Annotated in this window: 12 protein-coding genes; 6 read left to right on the top strand and 6 right to left on the bottom strand. The window is 46.3% G+C overall.

Annotation, left to right across the window (positions count from 1 at the left end):
* Window positions 1-84 precede the first annotated feature (84 nt).
* The 4 genes from vmeP to F7Y48_RS16705 all read left to right on the top strand — a co-directional run bounded on the left by vmeP (window position 85) and on the right by F7Y48_RS16705 (window position 6,558).
* Complete coding sequence (gene vmeP / locus F7Y48_RS16720) at window positions 85-1,227, top strand: efflux RND transporter periplasmic adaptor subunit VmeP (RefSeq protein WP_005391278.1); 1,143 nt, start codon at window positions 85-87, stop codon at window positions 1,225-1,227.
* Window positions 1,228-1,237: 10 nt separating this feature from the next.
* Window positions 1,238-4,378: an efflux RND transporter permease subunit VmeQ gene (gene vmeQ, locus F7Y48_RS16715; RefSeq protein ID WP_316685078.1), complete on the top strand. Its 3,141-nt coding sequence runs from the start codon at window positions 1,238-1,240 to the stop codon at window positions 4,376-4,378.
* 120 nt (window positions 4,379-4,498) lie between these two features.
* Complete coding sequence (locus tag F7Y48_RS16710; RefSeq protein ID WP_258504947.1) at window positions 4,499-5,584, top strand: OmpP1/FadL family transporter; 1,086 nt, start codon at window positions 4,499-4,501, stop codon at window positions 5,582-5,584.
* Window positions 5,585-5,760: 176 nt separating this feature from the next.
* Window positions 5,761-6,558, top strand: a complete 798-nt coding sequence (locus F7Y48_RS16705; protein ID WP_074189888.1) for a hypothetical protein — start codon at window positions 5,761-5,763, stop codon at window positions 6,556-6,558.
* Window positions 6,559-6,606: 48 nt separating this feature from the next.
* Here F7Y48_RS16705 and speG read toward each other — a convergent pair whose 3' ends face one another.
* Window positions 6,607-7,146 carry a spermidine N1-acetyltransferase gene (speG, locus tag F7Y48_RS16700; RefSeq protein WP_041853120.1) on the bottom strand — a complete coding sequence of 180 codons (540 nt, stop codon included), beginning with the start codon at window positions 7,144-7,146 and terminating at the stop codon, window positions 6,607-6,609.
* Window positions 7,147-7,391: 245 nt separating this feature from the next.
* Between speG and F7Y48_RS16695 the strand changes: the two genes are divergently transcribed.
* Window positions 7,392-7,544: a hypothetical protein gene (locus F7Y48_RS16695; RefSeq protein ID WP_005375418.1), complete on the top strand. Its 153-nt coding sequence runs from the start codon at window positions 7,392-7,394 to the stop codon at window positions 7,542-7,544.
* Between the two features lie 118 nt (window positions 7,545-7,662).
* Here F7Y48_RS16695 and F7Y48_RS16690 read toward each other — a convergent pair whose 3' ends face one another.
* The gene (locus F7Y48_RS16690; RefSeq protein WP_006742172.1) at window positions 7,663-8,712 is read right to left on the bottom strand and encodes a sensor domain-containing diguanylate cyclase; all 1,050 of its coding nucleotides are present in this window, start codon (window positions 8,710-8,712) and stop codon (window positions 7,663-7,665) included.
* Window positions 8,713-9,004: 292 nt separating this feature from the next.
* Complete coding sequence (gene blaCARB / locus F7Y48_RS16685; protein ID WP_150917829.1) at window positions 9,005-9,856, bottom strand: CARB family carbenicillin-hydrolyzing class A beta-lactamase; 852 nt, start codon at window positions 9,854-9,856, stop codon at window positions 9,005-9,007.
* Between the two features lie 239 nt (window positions 9,857-10,095).
* Between blaCARB and F7Y48_RS16680 the strand changes: the two genes are divergently transcribed.
* Window positions 10,096-11,445, top strand: coding sequence for a ferric reductase-like transmembrane domain-containing protein (locus F7Y48_RS16680; protein ID WP_316685077.1), 1,350 nt, complete (start codon window positions 10,096-10,098; stop codon window positions 11,443-11,445).
* Between the two features lie 97 nt (window positions 11,446-11,542).
* Here the strand turns inward: F7Y48_RS16680 and copI are convergent, their stop codons facing one another.
* The 3 genes from copI to F7Y48_RS16665 all read right to left on the bottom strand — a co-directional run bounded on the left by copI (window position 11,543) and on the right by F7Y48_RS16665 (window position 17,046).
* Window positions 11,543-12,124 carry a copper-resistant cuproprotein CopI gene (gene copI, locus F7Y48_RS16675; protein WP_085344512.1) on the bottom strand — a complete coding sequence of 194 codons (582 nt, stop codon included), beginning with the start codon at window positions 12,122-12,124 and terminating at the stop codon, window positions 11,543-11,545.
* A 63-nt stretch (window positions 12,125-12,187) separates the two neighbouring features.
* Window positions 12,188-15,328: an efflux RND transporter permease subunit gene (locus F7Y48_RS16670; protein ID WP_006742108.1), complete on the bottom strand. Its 3,141-nt coding sequence runs from the start codon at window positions 15,326-15,328 to the stop codon at window positions 12,188-12,190.
* A 2-nt stretch (window positions 15,329-15,330) separates the two neighbouring features.
* Window positions 15,331-17,046, bottom strand: coding sequence for an efflux RND transporter periplasmic adaptor subunit (locus F7Y48_RS16665; RefSeq protein WP_316685076.1), 1,716 nt, complete (start codon window positions 17,044-17,046; stop codon window positions 15,331-15,333).
* Window positions 17,047-17,115 lie beyond the last annotated feature (69 nt).

The raw sequence follows: 17,115 nt of genomic DNA, 5'->3' as shown, positions 1-17,115 counted from the left end.
CGTTTATTTCCAGAATAGAAAGTGCGTTTATCCATATATTTAAATATTTAGGCTAGGGCACTTTCTACATAAAGTAGGTTTATCATGAAAGCCAAATATAAATTTGCGTTGGTATCTATTGCTATATCTTCTGCATTACTATCAGGATGCAAAACGGGCGATATCGCAACGAAAACTGCCCAAGCACCCTCTGTTGAAACCGTTACCCTAACCGAAACAAAAATCACTCCTTATCATACTTTTATCGGTCGAACTGAAGCGGTAAATGACGTTGATATTATGCCTCGAGTCGGTGGCGAATTAACCGCGATTCATTTTAAAGATGGCGATATGGTCGAAAAAGGCCAATTGCTGTTTGAAATCGACGACCGTCCTTACAAAGCGGCACTGGCGTATGCAAAAGCGTCGTTGCAAAAAGCAAAAGCACAACTCGTTCAAACTACGCGTGATGCAGAACGTGTGAAGAAACTCATCAAAGATAAAAGCATCAGTGAGCAGCAATACGATGACGCCATTGCTGCGCACGCCGCAGCGATTGCTTCGGTAGAAGAGGCGAAAGCGACGCTGGTTTCAGCAAGGCTCGATCTTGAATTTAGCTCTGTGCGTGCTCCTTTCTCTGGCCGCGTGGGTTTCAGCAACTTCCGAGTGGGTGACCGTATTTCGAAAATTCAACTCGTTCCTCTTGTTTCGATCACTCAAATCGACCCAATTCGCTTTGGCTTTGATGTGGATGAGAAGCTCTACCGCCGAGTAAGAAGTGCGATTGATGTGGCTCATCGTAACGATGACAAACTGGATGTTGATTTAACACTGACGCTTTCAGACGGTTCATTGTATCCACTTGATGGCAAGATCTACGCCGTTGGCAATAAGATCGATTTAGAAACAGGCTCAATTCGAGCAGAAGCACAATTCGATAATCCAACTTACGCGCTTATGCCGGGTGAATATGGCAACTTGACCATCAAGCTGCGCAACAAAACCATTGATGGTTTGCTTATCCCATCGGCGGCTGTTCAGCAAGACCAAGCGGGTGACTACGTCATGGTGGTTGGTGATGATCACGTGGTGTCACGTCGTAACGTTGAACTCGGTCAGACCTACGGTGTGAAACGTGCTGTGCTGACTGGCTTGGCGGCTAACGAAAAAGTCATCGTCAATGGTCTACAAAAAGTGCGTCCGGGTGCAACGGTGAAAGACGTTGAACTACAGAGTGAACAAGGCTGAGTGAGTACTGATGTTAAGTAAATTTTTCATTCACCGGCCGAAGTTTGCTTTGGTGATCTCACTGGCGATGACATTGATGGGTATGATCGCCCTGAAAGTCTTGCCAATTTCTGAGTATCCTCAAATCTCTCCAACGGTAATTACGGTGAGCACCATGTATCCGGGTGCAAACGCGGACGTGGTTAAAAAGACGGTAGCACAACCGATAGAAGCAAAAGTCAACGGCGTTGAAGACATGATTTACATGTCTTCTGTGATTGGTAACGATGGCTCATACACACTGCGTATCTACTTCCGAGTGGGCGCAGATGGCGATATGGCGCAGGTTCGTGTGAACAACTTGGTGGCACAGGCGACGTCGTCTCTACCACAAGAAGTAAACCAAATCGGTGTGACGGTTAAGAAGAAATCTTCCGACATGCTGGGCGTTATCACACTGCGTTCTCCGAAACAGTCTTACGACAGTATCTACCTTTCTAACTATGCGGATCTCAATATCGTTGAGCGTCTAAAACGTATCGAAGGTATGAGTGACATTACGCTGCTGGGTAAGAAAGACTACTCAATGCGTATTTGGTTAAACCCAAATAAACTGGCCACCTTGAAGCTTTCTGCTAGCGATGTTATTGGCGCAATTAAAACGCAAAACATCCAAGTGGCAGCAGGTAAGATCGGTGGTATGCCAGCTCCGGGTGACCAGCAATATCAATATGTTTTGCAAACCAAAGGCCGCCTTACTTCTGCGGAAGAGTTCGAGAACATCATCATCCGCGCGAGCAAGAAAGGTTCTTTGATTCGCTTGAAAGATGTGGCTCGTGTGGAAGTTGGTGCACAAGGTTACGAAGCTGATGGTCGTATGAATAACGAACCAGCCGCCGTTCTGGCCTTGTATCAGTTGCCGACAGCGAACGCGCTAGACGTGATGGAACGCGTGAAAGAGGCCATGAAAGAGTATGAGAAATCGTTCCCAGATGATTTGGTCTACGACATCGCGTATGACTCTACCGAATACGTAGAGACATCGATTGATGAAGTGTATGAGACGCTGGTGATTGCGGTACTTCTTGTCACCTTCGTGGTGTACGTTTTCTTGCAGAACTGGCGAGCGACCATCATTCCAACCTTAGCGATTCCGGTTTCTATCATTGCGACGTTCGCAATCATGGGCGTGATGGGCATGACCATTAACACGATCTCGTTGTTTGGCTTGATCCTCGCCATCGGTATCGTGGTGGATGATGCGATCATCGTGGTGGAGAACGTGGAGCGGGTTATCCATGAAGAGCATTTAGATCCGATTCCGGCCACGATCCAAGCCATGAAAGAAGTGACGGGGCCAGTATTGGCAACAACGCTTATTTTGTTGGCGGTATTCGTACCGGTTGCGCTATTGCCGGGTATTTCTGGTCGAATGTTCAACCAGTTCGCGGTCACCATCTGTGTGTCGGTGCTGATCTCTGCGATCAACGCATTGACGTTAACGCCAGCGCTTTGTGCGTTGATGTTGAAATCTACTCACTCGCAACCTATTGCGCCTTTGCGTGCGTTTAACCGAGGTTTTGAAGCAATAACGCGCAAATACCAAGGTTTAGTTGGCTTCTTGAGCCGTCGTATTGTGCTGAGTATCGGTGTTTATGGCGCGCTTATTGCGGTACTGGCGTTTGCGTTCATGACCGTACCTTCTTCTTTCGTACCGAACGAAGATAAAGGCGTGTTCATGGTCGAAATGCGTTTGCCAGATGCAGCAGCATTGCAGCGTACTGCGCCATTAATGAAGAAGTACGTTGATGAGCTAAAACAGATGGAAGGTGTGGAGAACGTGGTTTCGGTTGCGGGCTTCTCGGTAATTAACATGGCGTCGATTCCAAACTCGGGCATGTTGATCATCAAACTGGATAACTGGAGCAAACGTAAAGACCCTGAGCTACACCAACGCGCATTGATGAATAAAGTTAACCAAATGCTGAACTCAACGCCAGATGCCGCTTCGTTCGTTTTCGCGACGCCGGCAATCAAAGGCATGGGTGCGGTGGATGGTTTCAACCTTGTGCTGCAAGACAACTTGGGCCGTTCTCCACAAGAGTTGGCAAAAACAACCGCTGATTTTGTTGCCCAAATCAATCAACTGCCAGAAGTGGCGCGTGCGTTCTCGATTTTCCGTGCGAACATTCCGCAACGTTACATCGATATTGACCGCGATAAAGCGATTTCGATGGGCGTACCGTTGAATGAAATCTTCAGCACACTACAAGCACAGTTGGGCGGCGCCTACATTTCTGACTTCAACTTGTTTGGTCGTTCGTACCAAGTGAAAGTGCAAGCAGAAGAGCAATACCGTGACAACATCGACGACATCGACCATCTGTTTGTTCGTTCTAGCTCTGGAAAAATGGTGTCACTGGCAACGCTAGTGAAAGTGAAGCCGATCTTCGGCCCGGATACCTTGTCGAACTACAACATGTTCAGTTCTGCAACCGTGAACGGTGCGCCAGCGCCAGGTTACAGCTCGGGTGATGTTGTAAAAGCCATTGAAAAACTGGCTGCGGAATCTTTGCCAAGTGGTTACTCGTACGAGTGGTCAGGCTTGACTTACCAAGAGATGAAAGCAGGCAACATGGCGCCAATCGCGTTCGCATTGTCTTTGCTGTTCACCTACTTGTTCTTGGTGGCTCAGTACGAAAGTTGGACCATTCCTGCTGCAGTAATGATGGCGGTTCCAGTCGCGATTCTCGGCGCAATGGGGACGTTATTACTGGTGGGACAACCGTTCGATTTGTACGTGCAGATTGGTGTGGTCATCTTGATCGGTATGTCCGCCAAAGTGGCGATTCTTATCGTGGAATTTGCCAAAGTTCTGCGAGAAGAAAAGAGCTTATCCATCATTGATGCTGCCAAAGAAGCTGCTCGAATCCGTTTCCGTGCAGTACAGATGACCGCATTCGCCTTCATCTGGGGGGTATTCCCGTTGGTGATTGCATCGGGTGCTGGTGCGGCATCTCGTCACTCACTGGGCTTTGCGGTATTCGGCGGCATGATTCTCTCTACGTTTGTAGGCACGTTACTGACGCCGGTGTTCTTCGTGATGATGCAATCTCTGCGCGAGAAGTTTAAGCGAAAGAAACCCACTGAACTTGAGGTGAGCGAGCAATAACGCTGATTTCAACTGACTGACTCCACAACACCCCCACGCTGTGTGCGATTGGCCAATGCCTTTCATTGATATACAACCACCGTCGCAGCGTGGGTTCCCCAAATAATAATAGGTTTTAGCATGAAAAATCTTTCAAAAATCGTCGTTGCGAGCTCTCTACTGACGTGTGCTGCTGCGCAAGCGGGTGGGTTATACCTTTACGAAACTACAGCATCGGATATTGGTTTGGCATCCGCTGGTATGGCGGCTCGTGCGCAAGATGCCTCAGTAATGGCAGCAAACCCGGCTGGTCTGGCGAATGTTTCTGGTAAATCTTTCTCTGGTAACCTGATTGGCCTTTACGGTGACGCGCAACTAGACACGATGACTGGCGATGCGGGCAACGTGATTGGTTTTGTTCCTATGGCGTCGGCATTTTACAGCCAACAAGTAAACGACAAATGGACGCTGGGTATTGGTCTGTATGGCAACTACGGTCTTGGCCTCGAGTACGAAGGTCTTTTGAATAATCATTTAGATATTCCTACAGCAACGACGCAAGCCTTAACCATTCAACCTTCCGCTTCTTACCGCATCAATGATCACTGGTCTATGGGTGCGGCGCTTGGCATTCAGTACGGTATGTATGAAGTGGAAACGAAGGGAGCCTTGAACTTCAATGACGAAGACCAAGATACTCAGCTCAACGGCCGAGTAGGTGTACTTTATGAGGCAACACCAGGCACGCGTCTTGGCCTGTCTTACTCTTCTGAAACCGAATTTGAATTCGACAATAGCAACTCCATTGCTCCGCAACAACTGATCTTCAGTGCTTACCACGAAGTGAATGATGACCTAGCAGTGATGTGGAACGTGAACTGGCAAGACTGGAGCGAATACACAACCACGCTGAACGTAGAGACACAAGACACTTACCAAATCGCATTGGGTACTCAGTACAAACTGAATGAAAAAATGATGTGGAATGCAGGTTTTGCATTCGATACCAGCATGTATGAAAGCCAATCAAACGGTGACATTACCGTTCCTACTGGCAAGGCATACCGCATTGGTACAGGCATTGATTACAAATTGGATTCAGAAAACTCAATTGGTTTCGCTTTTGAAGCGATCTTGATGGAATCGTCAGAAACGCCACGCTTACAAGCTGGTTTTGATGAGCCTGCTCTGTACTTCATGAGCATGAGCTACAACTGGAAAAACTAATCATTCCTAATCGCTAAAACGCCTTCCTTACAGGCCATTCTACCCTAACTACCTGCACTGGATGCTGTCATGCCATCTAAGGTAGTTAGGGCGCTTCTGTCACATCCAGTGAGTGATGATTCAAAAAGTATCTGCGCAGCTAAGTGCGGGTATTCAACATCTCAAAGGACTAAAAAATGAAAAATAAACTAGCGTTAGTGTGTACGACTTTGTTGGTCAGTACGCTGGCTCATGGTGCCGAGCACCGAGTAAAAGACAATAAAAACAAGTTGGCGGATGACCCAACAAAAGTCATCACGAAATTTGGCGCGTCTTACGCAAACAACTACGATTTTGATGATCAAAACATCTCCTTCTCGGGCTCACTTGCGCTTGACCAAGCGCGCAAAATCAACCTGCGTATCAATGATGATGCGAGCGAGTGGCGTATTGGTGGCTCGTGGTTGTTTCCGGTCGGTATCGTGAACTTCAACTTCGGTAAAAATGAATACGTAAACGGCGCGGATCAAACCAACTACAGCGTTGGTACCTTTATGCCGCTAAGTTATTTCGGGATTGAGCCAGCAGGCTTCCAAATTTTCCCAATGGCAGGCTATACGTACAACACTGGTGATGTTCCCGTATGTGACGGTGCAGAAAGTAGCCACTGTAGCGAGCCTAACTTTACGGGCACTCCAAGTGCAGAGAATGGCTTCAATCTGATGAGTTCTTCTGGCAGCAGTGGTTACGTTGGTGCATTTGCGCTGAAATCGTTTACCAAAGAGCTGACGTTAATCAGCTTCGCAGCAGGCACTTACGGCTCAGAAAACAGTGAAGGAGAGAACTACAAAGGCTTCTTTGGTGGTATCGGCCTTGGTTATCTCGTGAATAAACGTCACTCGTTTAACGTAATGACGTTTGTCATGGACAACAACACGTATTTAGATGAGGCAGATAGGCGCGTCGCATTATCTTACCAATATCAATTTGAGTAAATTGAAAACGCAGCAACGATGGCTGCGTTTTTACTTTGATGGAATAAATTAGTGAATCGCGTTCTTTTCTTCGATCTTTTTCTGATATTGGTGTTTTAATATATACATACGCTTAACATCGCTATAGGCTCCGTTAATAAAGTATTCTTCTACTAAATGGCCTTCTTCAATAAAACCACATTTCTTATATAAATGAATAGCGACTTCATTATCCACTGCGACCAATAAGTATATTTTACGTAGATTAAGAATCGAGAAGGAGTAATCCAATGCTCGATTAATCATCTCTGTCGCATAACCTCGTCCTTGATGCTCTGGGGCGATGATTATCTGAAACTCAGCGCTTCGGTGAATGTAGTTGATCTCAATAAGTTCGACCAATCCAATCACTATGCCGTCTTCATCTTCAACCACAAAGCGTCTTTCTGCGTCATCATGTATATGTTTTCGGTACAGTTCTTCGAGCTCATCATAAGATTCATAGGGCTCTTCGAACCAGTAGGCCATGATATTTCGGTTGTTATTTAGTTCGTGAATAAAGCGCAAATCAGAGCGTTCTAGTGCACGCATTTTTAGGCCTTTCTTCATCATTTATCTCCAATGAGGCGAAGTAAACCTCCGCAATTGATGCTAGAAAATCTTAACGTATTTAACAAGAATAGCGCATCTGTTTTTGGGAAATATTGTGGTTTTTTCAATATGGAAACTTAGAGTTCACGCCAAATAAAAATTAATCTTTACGATAAAAAATTCGATTAGGTGGTTTGCCTAATATCATATTAAATACCGCGCAACGACTTAGTGTCTTAATCTAAATAAACAAGGTATTCAATATGTTTTCAATCGGTGACGTAGTAGTAGCGACTAAAGGTATCGATCTTGGCGAAATGGTTGTTACAGGTTTAAGCAGTGGCGGTTTTTACACACACGTAAAAGCAGGCGAGAAAACGCTAACTTACCCAGCTAAAGATCTTAAGAAAGCATAATTAAATTTGCTCACTCTTATTTCTAAACTGGCTTAAAGTTCGTATTACTTATTTTAGGCGGGTTAGAATTTATAAAAGGTAGCGCAACAAGTCGCTACCTTTTTTATCACTCTCTTTTCTAGTTTTCTTCTGTTTTATGAACCTCAACACGGTTTCTACCGGTTTCTTTGGCTTTGTAAAGGGCTAAGTCGGCGCGTTTTACGAGTGGTTCAAACGAGTCATCCAAGCTACAGACTTGAGTTACACCAATACTAGCGGTAAAGCTCATATCACGACCTGAATGTTGAATCGTCGTAGTTTCTAGCGCATTGCGGATCGTTTCTAATGTGTTTAGGGCTTCTTGCGATGAGCGGCTTCTTAGTACGATGGCAAACTCTTCACCGCCAACTCTGGCAAGTAAGTCACAGTCAAGTAGATGGCTTTGAATGGTGTTGACTGCATGGATCAGAGATTTATCGCCAGCATCATGACCAAACCGATCATTAAGGCTCTTAAAGTTGTCTAAATCTAGAATAGCAACATGGAAGTCAATGCCTTGGGTACGGTATTCAGTCAAGCGGCTTTCGATTTGTCGCATGAATTCTCTGCGGTTTGGAATGCCAGTCAGATCATCCGTTGTGGCGAGATGCTCCATTTTCATAATTTGTATATGAAGGGCAATGTTTAAAGCAATCCAGTTAGCAATGCACTGAAGCTGTGCCGCTTGTTCATTTGTATAAGTGTGCGTTTGGTGATGTGCAACATTGAGCGTGCCCAAACAGACTTTACCGTGCATTAAAGGCGCATCCATACACGTTCCCATGCCATTGGATGCCAGCATCACACAATCGACCTCATCAGATTGAGTGACATCGTCACAGATCATCAGTTGTTGTTTTTTGAACACTCGGCCAACAAAAGCTCGGTGAATAGGTACCAAGAATTCAGCCGGAATCGCTTTATTACCAGAGAAAGAGTAGACCTTCAGATGATCATCATTTTCATAAAGCGTGATACTCGCGCGGTCGGAATTGAATATACGATTTATCCATTCTGCGACCGTATCAAGCACCTGCTGCAATGTTTCCGATTGAGCTAAAAAGTGAACAAACCCTATCGGCATACAGATCGGACTTTCCATGTTCTGCATCGATAAGTCATCAGGGTTAAAAGTTCTTTCAAGTCTCAATAGACATCTCCTTGCGATGTTGCAAATACCAACAATAAGTTACACGAAGCTATTTTCAAGAAAAATGCGTTTCTACGTAAGATTATGGTTTATTTATCGCCATCTATGTGTGTTCAATTGCTTAATGTGGGCGTTAACTCACGCCTAAATGAATAAATGTTATACCTATTTATAAGTAAGTCATTACTCAATAAGGGGTGTTTTTGAGGTAGAACCAAAGAATAGGAAAGCCCTTCAGGGAAGAGAAGGGCAAAGAGGGTAAACTTAGGAAAGTAAATATGTACGCAGTGAATTAATTATCTTTGTATTTCTGTAAAATCAACTGACTGATTTGCGCGATGAGCTGGTCTCTGGCTTGCAGTGATAGCTCGGTTTCTGTGACATAGATACTAATGTAAACAGGACGATGGTTTTCCTTCCATATGATTGCGTTAATACCACGCGAACCGTGACCACCCGCACCAGAGCGGTCGGCGATAGACCAACCTGTTGGTAATACTGAACGCATTAACGAGTCTGAAACCTTGTTGTCCTGCATCCAGATTTTTAATTGCACGCGAGACTCGTAAGACAACGTTTCTCCTTCAATCAAGGTTCGCAGAGTGTTTACTATGGCGTTAGGTGTGGTTGTGTCGCGGTTGTCTCCCGGTGTCGCTTCGTTTAAACGTGGTTCTAATCTATCTAGGCGCGTCGCTTTATCACCAATAGTTCGCAGAAACATTGTCACGGCCTTAGGACCACCGATTTCATTCAATACTAAGTTGGCAGCAGTATTATCACTCATCAACATCGCGGCTTCACAAGCGTGTTCTACGCGTGTGTTTTGGCCTGCGAGTTTGTCCATCACTGGAGACCACACAACGATGCTGCGCTCATCGACTTTCGCGGTCGCATTTTTACTTAGCTTACCGCTGTCCATATCACTTAGCATTGTGGCGCAAGCCAAGGTTTTGAATGTGCTCATGAGTGGGAAGCGTTCATCGCCACGGTAATCCCAGCGCTCATCGGTTTGCGTATCCCAAACCGAGACTCCAATTCTGCTTGAGGTTTGTTGTTCGATGAGAGAAATGTCTTCATTCAGTTGGGAAGCGTAACTTAGGGTTGAGCAAACCATTAGCCCAGCCAACAAAAATAACTTTTTCATGCGTCGTGTTCTTCATTTTGGTTTTGGTTCGCACTGTGGCGATGTTACGCAAACTATAACGAGCGAATACTCTAACCACTGTTAAATCCATGTCGATTTTTTGTAGGATTCTGCGCAATACCTCCAAGTTTGTTATTGACCTTAGGTATATTGTGGGTTTACTCAACTTTACGAATATTGACGTTGCATTACGCTAGAAAAACTAAACTAGAGTTGTCGTCAATTTGAGAGTGATGTTCATGAAAACTGTACGAAATTTTGTATGGATGATAATTGCCGCCGTGTCTGTGTTGTGGTGGATGAGTGAACCGCAACTGCTTTCCTCGACCCAATTCTTCCAATGGCGCTCCGCGCTTATTCAATATTCTGGTATTTTGTCGTTAGCTTTGATGTCTATTGCGATGGTGCTGGCGCTGCGCTTACCTGTGATAGAGCAATGGGTTCATGGCATGGACAAGGCATATCGAGTACACAAGTGGTTAGGTATAGCAGGCGTCAGTTTGGGTGTGATCCATTGGCTTATGTATAAAGTGCCGAAGTGGCTCGTTGCTGCTGGTTGGTTGGAAAAACCAGTAAAACACACTGGAGCAGGGCCATCAGGCAATAACTTCGTTGGTTTGGAGTTATGGGTTAAAGAACTGCGTGATGTAGGCTTGGATTTAGGTGAGTGGGGCTTTTATTTGCTATTGGCATTGCTGGTAGTGTCACTCTGGACGGTTGTTAAATACAAACCGTTTAAGTTATCCCATCGTTTAATGGCTGTGGTGTATTTGATGGTTGCTGTTCACTCCGTTTTGCTGATCAAGCACGCGTACTGGGGCGGTCCCATTCATTTTATCGCTTTTGGTTTTGCATTGATGGGCTCTGCGGCTGCCGTTTATAGCTTGTTTGGCTTTGTCGGACGAGCGAATCGCTATCCCGCCAAAGTTGTGTCGACTCGCTACTTCCCTCAAGCACGCGTTATGGAGCTGGTTTTAGCGCCAGGCATCAACGACCAAGGGAAGCCTTGGCAAGAGCACAAAGCCGGACAGTTTGCTTATGTTCGCTTTGGTAATGAAGATCCGCATCCGTTTACGATTGTTTCAGGTGAGCACGATCCAGAGATTCGCTTTTTGATCAAAGAGCTAGGCGATTTCACGACCAATTTGTACCAGCGCGTGAAAGCGGGTAATGAGGTTGTTGTTGAAGGGCCGTATGGACGTTTAGAGTTTGATGTCAACAAGCCGCAAGTTTGGATTGCTGGTGGTGTCGGGATAGCGTCGTTCTTTGCTATCTTATCTTCATTGAAAGCGTTAAAAAGACATCCGCCAGTGCATTTGTTTTATTGCACACGTGGCTTAGATAGTCATTTAGTGGATGAACTGTGGAATGCCGCGCGTCAGGCACAAGTGAAACTGAACGTGATAGATACTGCGGTTTCACCTCGACTTAATGTTGAACGAATCGCGAGGGAATGCGGCGACTTATCGCGTTATGAGTTTTATTTCTGTGGACCGGAGGTATTCTCTCGAACCCTGAAAAAAGAGTTAGAGGCATATCGTTTTGATACAGAACATCACTATCATGAAGAGCTGTTTGTGATGCGATAATCTAGTATTTGGAGCGAAATAAAAAGGAGCTGAATCAGCTCCTTTTGTATTTACATTTAACGTCTATGAACCGTGTGAATACGTAAATCCGGTTTCACTACAGTTCCACTTTTTTGACCATGCCGGCTTCTGCATGACCGGGAATATTACACGCGAACTCTACATTTTTATCGCCATGGAAGTGCCACAGGAGTTGTTTCGCTTTGCCTGGTTCAACAGTGACCGCATTGCCGGAGTCATGCATGTGATCGCCAGACATGGTTTTCATCATTTCACGGTGTTTAAGCTGTTCTTCTGCTGAGCCAATGGTAAATTCGTGATTGATTTTGCCAGTATTCATTACCACAAATTGAACCACATCATCCGGTTCAATTGTCACGTCTTTTTTGAATGTAATTTTCATATCATCCGTTAAGAGTACATGAACGACTTTGTCTGGTTTTGCGCCATTTGCAGGCATACCAACCGCTGACATGCCCGGCATGCCGCTCATACCAGAATGATCCATTTTACCGTGGTCCATTTTTCCATGATCCATCGGCATATTATCCATGTTCATGGAACCGTGATCCATTTGACCATGCTCCATGTTGTCGTGGTTCATGTTTGAGTTATCCATTTGAGCAAATACGCCACCCGATACCATGGTTAGAGCAAGAGTGATAAGAGTCTTTTTCATGTTGATTTCCTTTACTATCAATGAGCTATCGCGCCATTACTCTCTGAATAATGGCGCTCGTTGTTATTTATCTTGGTGTTGAGTTGATTTCACTTCACGCTGTTTCCACAGCTTGAAGATGGCAGGTAGCACAAGCAGCGTTAACAGCAGGGCAGAGGCCATGCCACCAATCATCGGTGCAGCGATGCGTTGCATCACTTCAGAGCCTGTCCCCTCGCCGTACATGATTGGAATAAGACCAATGATTACCGTTAATACGGTCATCATGACAGGCCGCACACGCAAGCCAGCGCCTTCGCGAATTGCGTCTGTAAGATCCCGTGCTTGAAGCGGTCGTTGTTTCTCTTCTGCATCCAGTTTTCGGTGGTGCCACGCTTGGTTGAGATACACCAGCATGATGACGCCTATCTCCACCGCAACGCCGGCGAGGGCGATAAACCCAACCCCCACGGCAATAGAGAAGTTGTAGTTCAGATAATGCATCAGCCATAAGCCACCAACCATTGCTAAAGGCAGCGTCAGCATGATGATCAGCACCTCACCCACACGGCGGAAGCTGAAGTAAAGCAGCATCATGATGATCGCAATAGTGATTGGTACTACGACACTTAAGCGGTCTTTGGCGCGTTCCATGTATTCGTACTGACCTGACCAAGCCAGCGAATAACCCGCAGGTAATTCAAGTTGATCTGCTACTACTTGTTGTGCTTCCACGACGTATGAGCCTAGGTCACGACCTTCGATATCCACGAAAACCCAACCGTTTGGACGCGCGTTTTCGGTTTTGATCATCGGTGGACCATCTTCATAACGAATATCTGCCACGTCTGCGAGTGCGATGCGTGCGCCGTTGGGGGTTACCAGTGGTAGGTTTTGCAGTTTAACAACCGAGTCACGGTAATCTTGCGGATAGCGGACGTTGATAGGGTAGCGCTCTAGCCCTTCAATGGTTTCTCCAACATTCATACCACCGACCGCGGTTGAGATAACTTGTTGAACGTCTTTGATGCTCAATCCGTATCTCGCAGCTGCGCGGCGTTTGATATCAATCGTTACGTAACGGCCACCCGCGACACGCTCCGCATATACAGATGAGGTGCCGTGAACGCTATTAAGAATAGGTTCCAGCTGAGCTCCAATTTTTTCGATCTCTTTCAGGTCTGGGCCTGCGATTTTGATCCCAATTGGCGTTTTAATACCGGTCGCCAGCATGTCGATACGCGTTTTGATCGGCATTACCCAAGCGTTGGTGAGTCCCGGAAACTGAATCAGTTCATCGAACTCTTTGCGTAACGACTCTGTCGTCACGCCTTCACGCCATTGATCGTGAGGTTTTAGCTGAATAACTGTTTCAATCATGGTAAGTGGTGCAGGGTCGGTGGCCGTTTCCGCACGGCCAATCTTGCCCCAAACCGTTTTGACTTCCGGTACGGTTTTGATCAGTTTGTTAGTTTGCTGAACTAGTTCACGTGCTTTACCAATCGAGATTCCCGGATACGTAGTCGGCATGTACATCAAGTCGCCTTCATCCAATGGTGGGATGAATTCGCTACCCAGTTGACTGGTTGGATAGTAAGCTGACGCCATTAGGCCTAAAGCGATAACGATCATACTCTTAGGATACTTGAGGCTGGTATTCAGTAACGGGCGATACAGCGCAATTAAGCCTCTATTTACTGGATTCTTATGCTCTGGTAATACGTTGCCACGGATGAAATAACCCATGAGCACAGGTACGAGGGTAATTGCCAAACCTGCCGCTGCGGCCATTGCATAAGTTTTAGTAAAGGCGAGAGGGGAGAACATCTTGCCCTCTTGACCTTCCAGTGCAAATACTGGCACAAAGCTTAACGTGATGATAAGCAGTGAGAAGAACAGGGGCGCGCCCACTTCTTCAGCGGCTTTGCCAATCACTTGCCAGCGGTTCTTATCCGTGAGAGGCGTTCGTTCAATATGCTTGTGGACGTTTTCTATCATTACGATGGCACCATCCACCATTGCACCGATGGCGATGGCAATCCCCCCGAGCGACATGATGTTGGCGTTAATGCCTTGAGAATGCATGACGATAAACGCGGATAAAATACCGACGGGCAAGCTCAGCGCGATAACCAAAGACGAACGGATGTGAAATAGGAAGAGGGCACAAACAATCGCCACGACGATGAATTCTTCCGCCAATTTCTTCCACAAGTTTTCTACGGCAGCGTTAATCAGTGTGGAGCGATCGTAAGTAGGCACGATTTCTACACCATCCGGTAAGCTGCGCTGTAAATCTTCCAGTTTGTCTTTAACTTTGCTGATGACTTCACTCGCGTTTTCGCCGAATCGCATGACAATAACGCCACCAACCGCTTCACCTTCGCCGTTAAGCTCAGAGATGCCGCGACGCATTTGCGGACCTAAGTTGATGTCGGCAATGTCGCCCAGTAAGAGCGGTGTACCTTTCTCTGTCACTTTGAGCGGAAGTGATTCAATATCCTCAATACTCGTTAGGTAACCTGTAGTGCGAACCATGTGTTCCGCTTCTGCTACTTCAACAACAGAGGCGCCCGTTTCCTGATTGCCGTTTTGGATCGCCATGTTCACTTGTTGCAGTGTCAGGTTGTAAGCACGTAGCTTAGCTGGGTCAATCTGAACTTGATATTGCTTCACCATACCGCCAACGGTTGCGACTTCAGAGACGCCATCGACGGTTTGCAGCTCATATTTCAAGAACCAGTCTTGCATACTGCGTAGATCAGCAAGATCATGGTTGCCAGTTTTATCTTGCAGTACATAGCTGTAGACCCAGCCCACACCCGTTGCATCTGGTCCTAATGTCGGTTTTGCACTCGGTGGTAATTTAGGTGCTACTTGGCTTAGGTACTCTAAAACGCGCGAACGTGCCCAATACATGTCGGTATCATCGTTAAAAATGATATAAACATATGAGTCACCAAAGAATGAATAACCACGAACGGTTTCTGCACCCGGTACGGCGAGCATCGCGGTGGTTAGCGGATAAGTAACTTGATCTTCCACCACTTGAGGTGCTTGGCCTGGGTAGCTTGTTTTGATGATCACTTGAACATCAGAAAGATCCGGAATGGCGTCTACAGGTGTATTCTTTACACTGTAAAGTCCGGTTAAAACAAGCGCTAAGGTAGCGATCAAAACCATGAAACGGTTTTTGATCGACCAGCGGATTATTGCTCCAATCATAGTTAGCCCTCAACCGCTTCAAGTTGCTTCAATACGTAGTCAGCTCCTTGTTTTTCAACTAGAAATCGGACTTTCTGACCTTCTTTGAATCCGGATAGATCCACTTCATTACCTACAGAGAAGTTCATCTCTCCTGCCTCCCAGTTCCATTCTGCAACTGGGAGGTGGTTGAGAGTTATCATCCCAAAATCCGCCATCAACATGCTGATATCTCCGGTAATCCATACGTCAGTCACGACAACGCTGTCATCGGCTTTGTAGTCAACGACTTCATATTGACCGGACTCTGTTTTCTGAATTTCAAACTCGATAGCTTGGCCTTTTTGCAGAGTGCCCACATCAACGTCATCTGCGAGGGTAAAGTTCATGACCATACCTGGCCAATTCCACTCTGCTACGGGCTGATGATTAATGGTCAACATACGGTGATCTTTCATCACATCGGTGATTTCACCCTTTGCCCAAACTGTTTCTACTTTGGCTTCAGTAGGTGATGAAATACGGGATAGATCAGCCGTTTGGCTCGATTCCGAATCCAACATAAAGTGCGCAGAGGTTACGATGCGATCATCTTGAGACAGACCTTGCAGCACCTCGATTTTTTCGTCGGCTTCACGCCCAACTTTGATGCGCGTTGAGCGGTATTTACCATCGCCTTCAGACAACACGACTCGGGTCATACCGCCGGATCGAATAACGGAAGACTTAGGAATCGTCATAACTGCGTTATCAGTGACTGGTTGAAGGGCAATGTTGGCAAACATATTAGGTTTAAGATCGCCATTCGGGTTAGGGAACTTGAGGCGTACACGCAAGGTACGAGTTTTAGGATCCAGAATAGGGTATACGTAGTCGACAACCCCTTTCCATTCATTGCCTGGAATAGCATCAAGCGTCATAGTGGCGCTACTTCCTGCTTTCATCCAGTGAGCTTGGCGCTCAAATACTTCGGCATCCACCCATACGTTTTCAAGTGGGCCCGCGCTGATTACCGCTTGAGCAGGGGATAGGTAACCACCTTCGCGAACGTTCAAACTCGCGATGACGCCATCTTCCGGAGCTTTAATTTCAATAGTTTGCGATGCTTTCCCGCGTTGAGTGATGGCTCTGATTTGAGATCGATCAACACCCAGTGTCACTAAACGTTCTGTCGCGCCTTTCACCAGGCCATTACGCCCAGTTCGGTAGGCGTTCAGCAGCTCTTCTTGTGCTTTGACTAGCTCAGGCGAGTACAGCGTGAACAGCACATCGCCTTTTTTGACCTTTTCACCCACGGCATTGATGTAAAGCTTTTCAACCCAGCCGGCCACGCGAACGTTGGTTTGCCACAAATGACTTTCGTCAAACGCGATATAGCCGACAGTTTCAATCCGAGGTGAAAGTTGCTCTAAAGAGACTTGAGCAGTTTTTACACCTAAGTTGTTTTCAACTGATGGGTCAATTTTTACCGTGCCGGGTTTGTCTTGTTCACCCGCGAGATCTTCAGCGTACACTGGGATCAAGTCCATGCCCATTGGCGATTTGCCCGGTTTGTCGCGCTTATAATTTGGATCCATTGGAGCAACCCAATAGAGTGGCTCGTTTGAGCTGCTTGCAGCGTTAGCGCCTGAGCCACTCATGTCGTGGTTTGCACCAGATAGGTACTGATTAACGCCAAACCCTAGTGTCCCGCCAACAAGCAGAGCGATGGTTGCTATCTTGATTGAATTTGAACTCATTCCTAATTCCTTATTTTCCCCATGAGGCATGACAGCGATGTTGATTGTTTATTGGTGTGCATTCGCCAT

Origin of the sequence: Vibrio sp. 2-1-2a (genome assembly GCF_032648565.1) — a bacterium.
Lineage (GTDB): Bacteria > Pseudomonadota > Gammaproteobacteria > Enterobacterales > Vibrionaceae > Vibrio > Vibrio diabolicus.
This window is presented reverse-complemented; position numbering and strand designations above follow the sequence as displayed.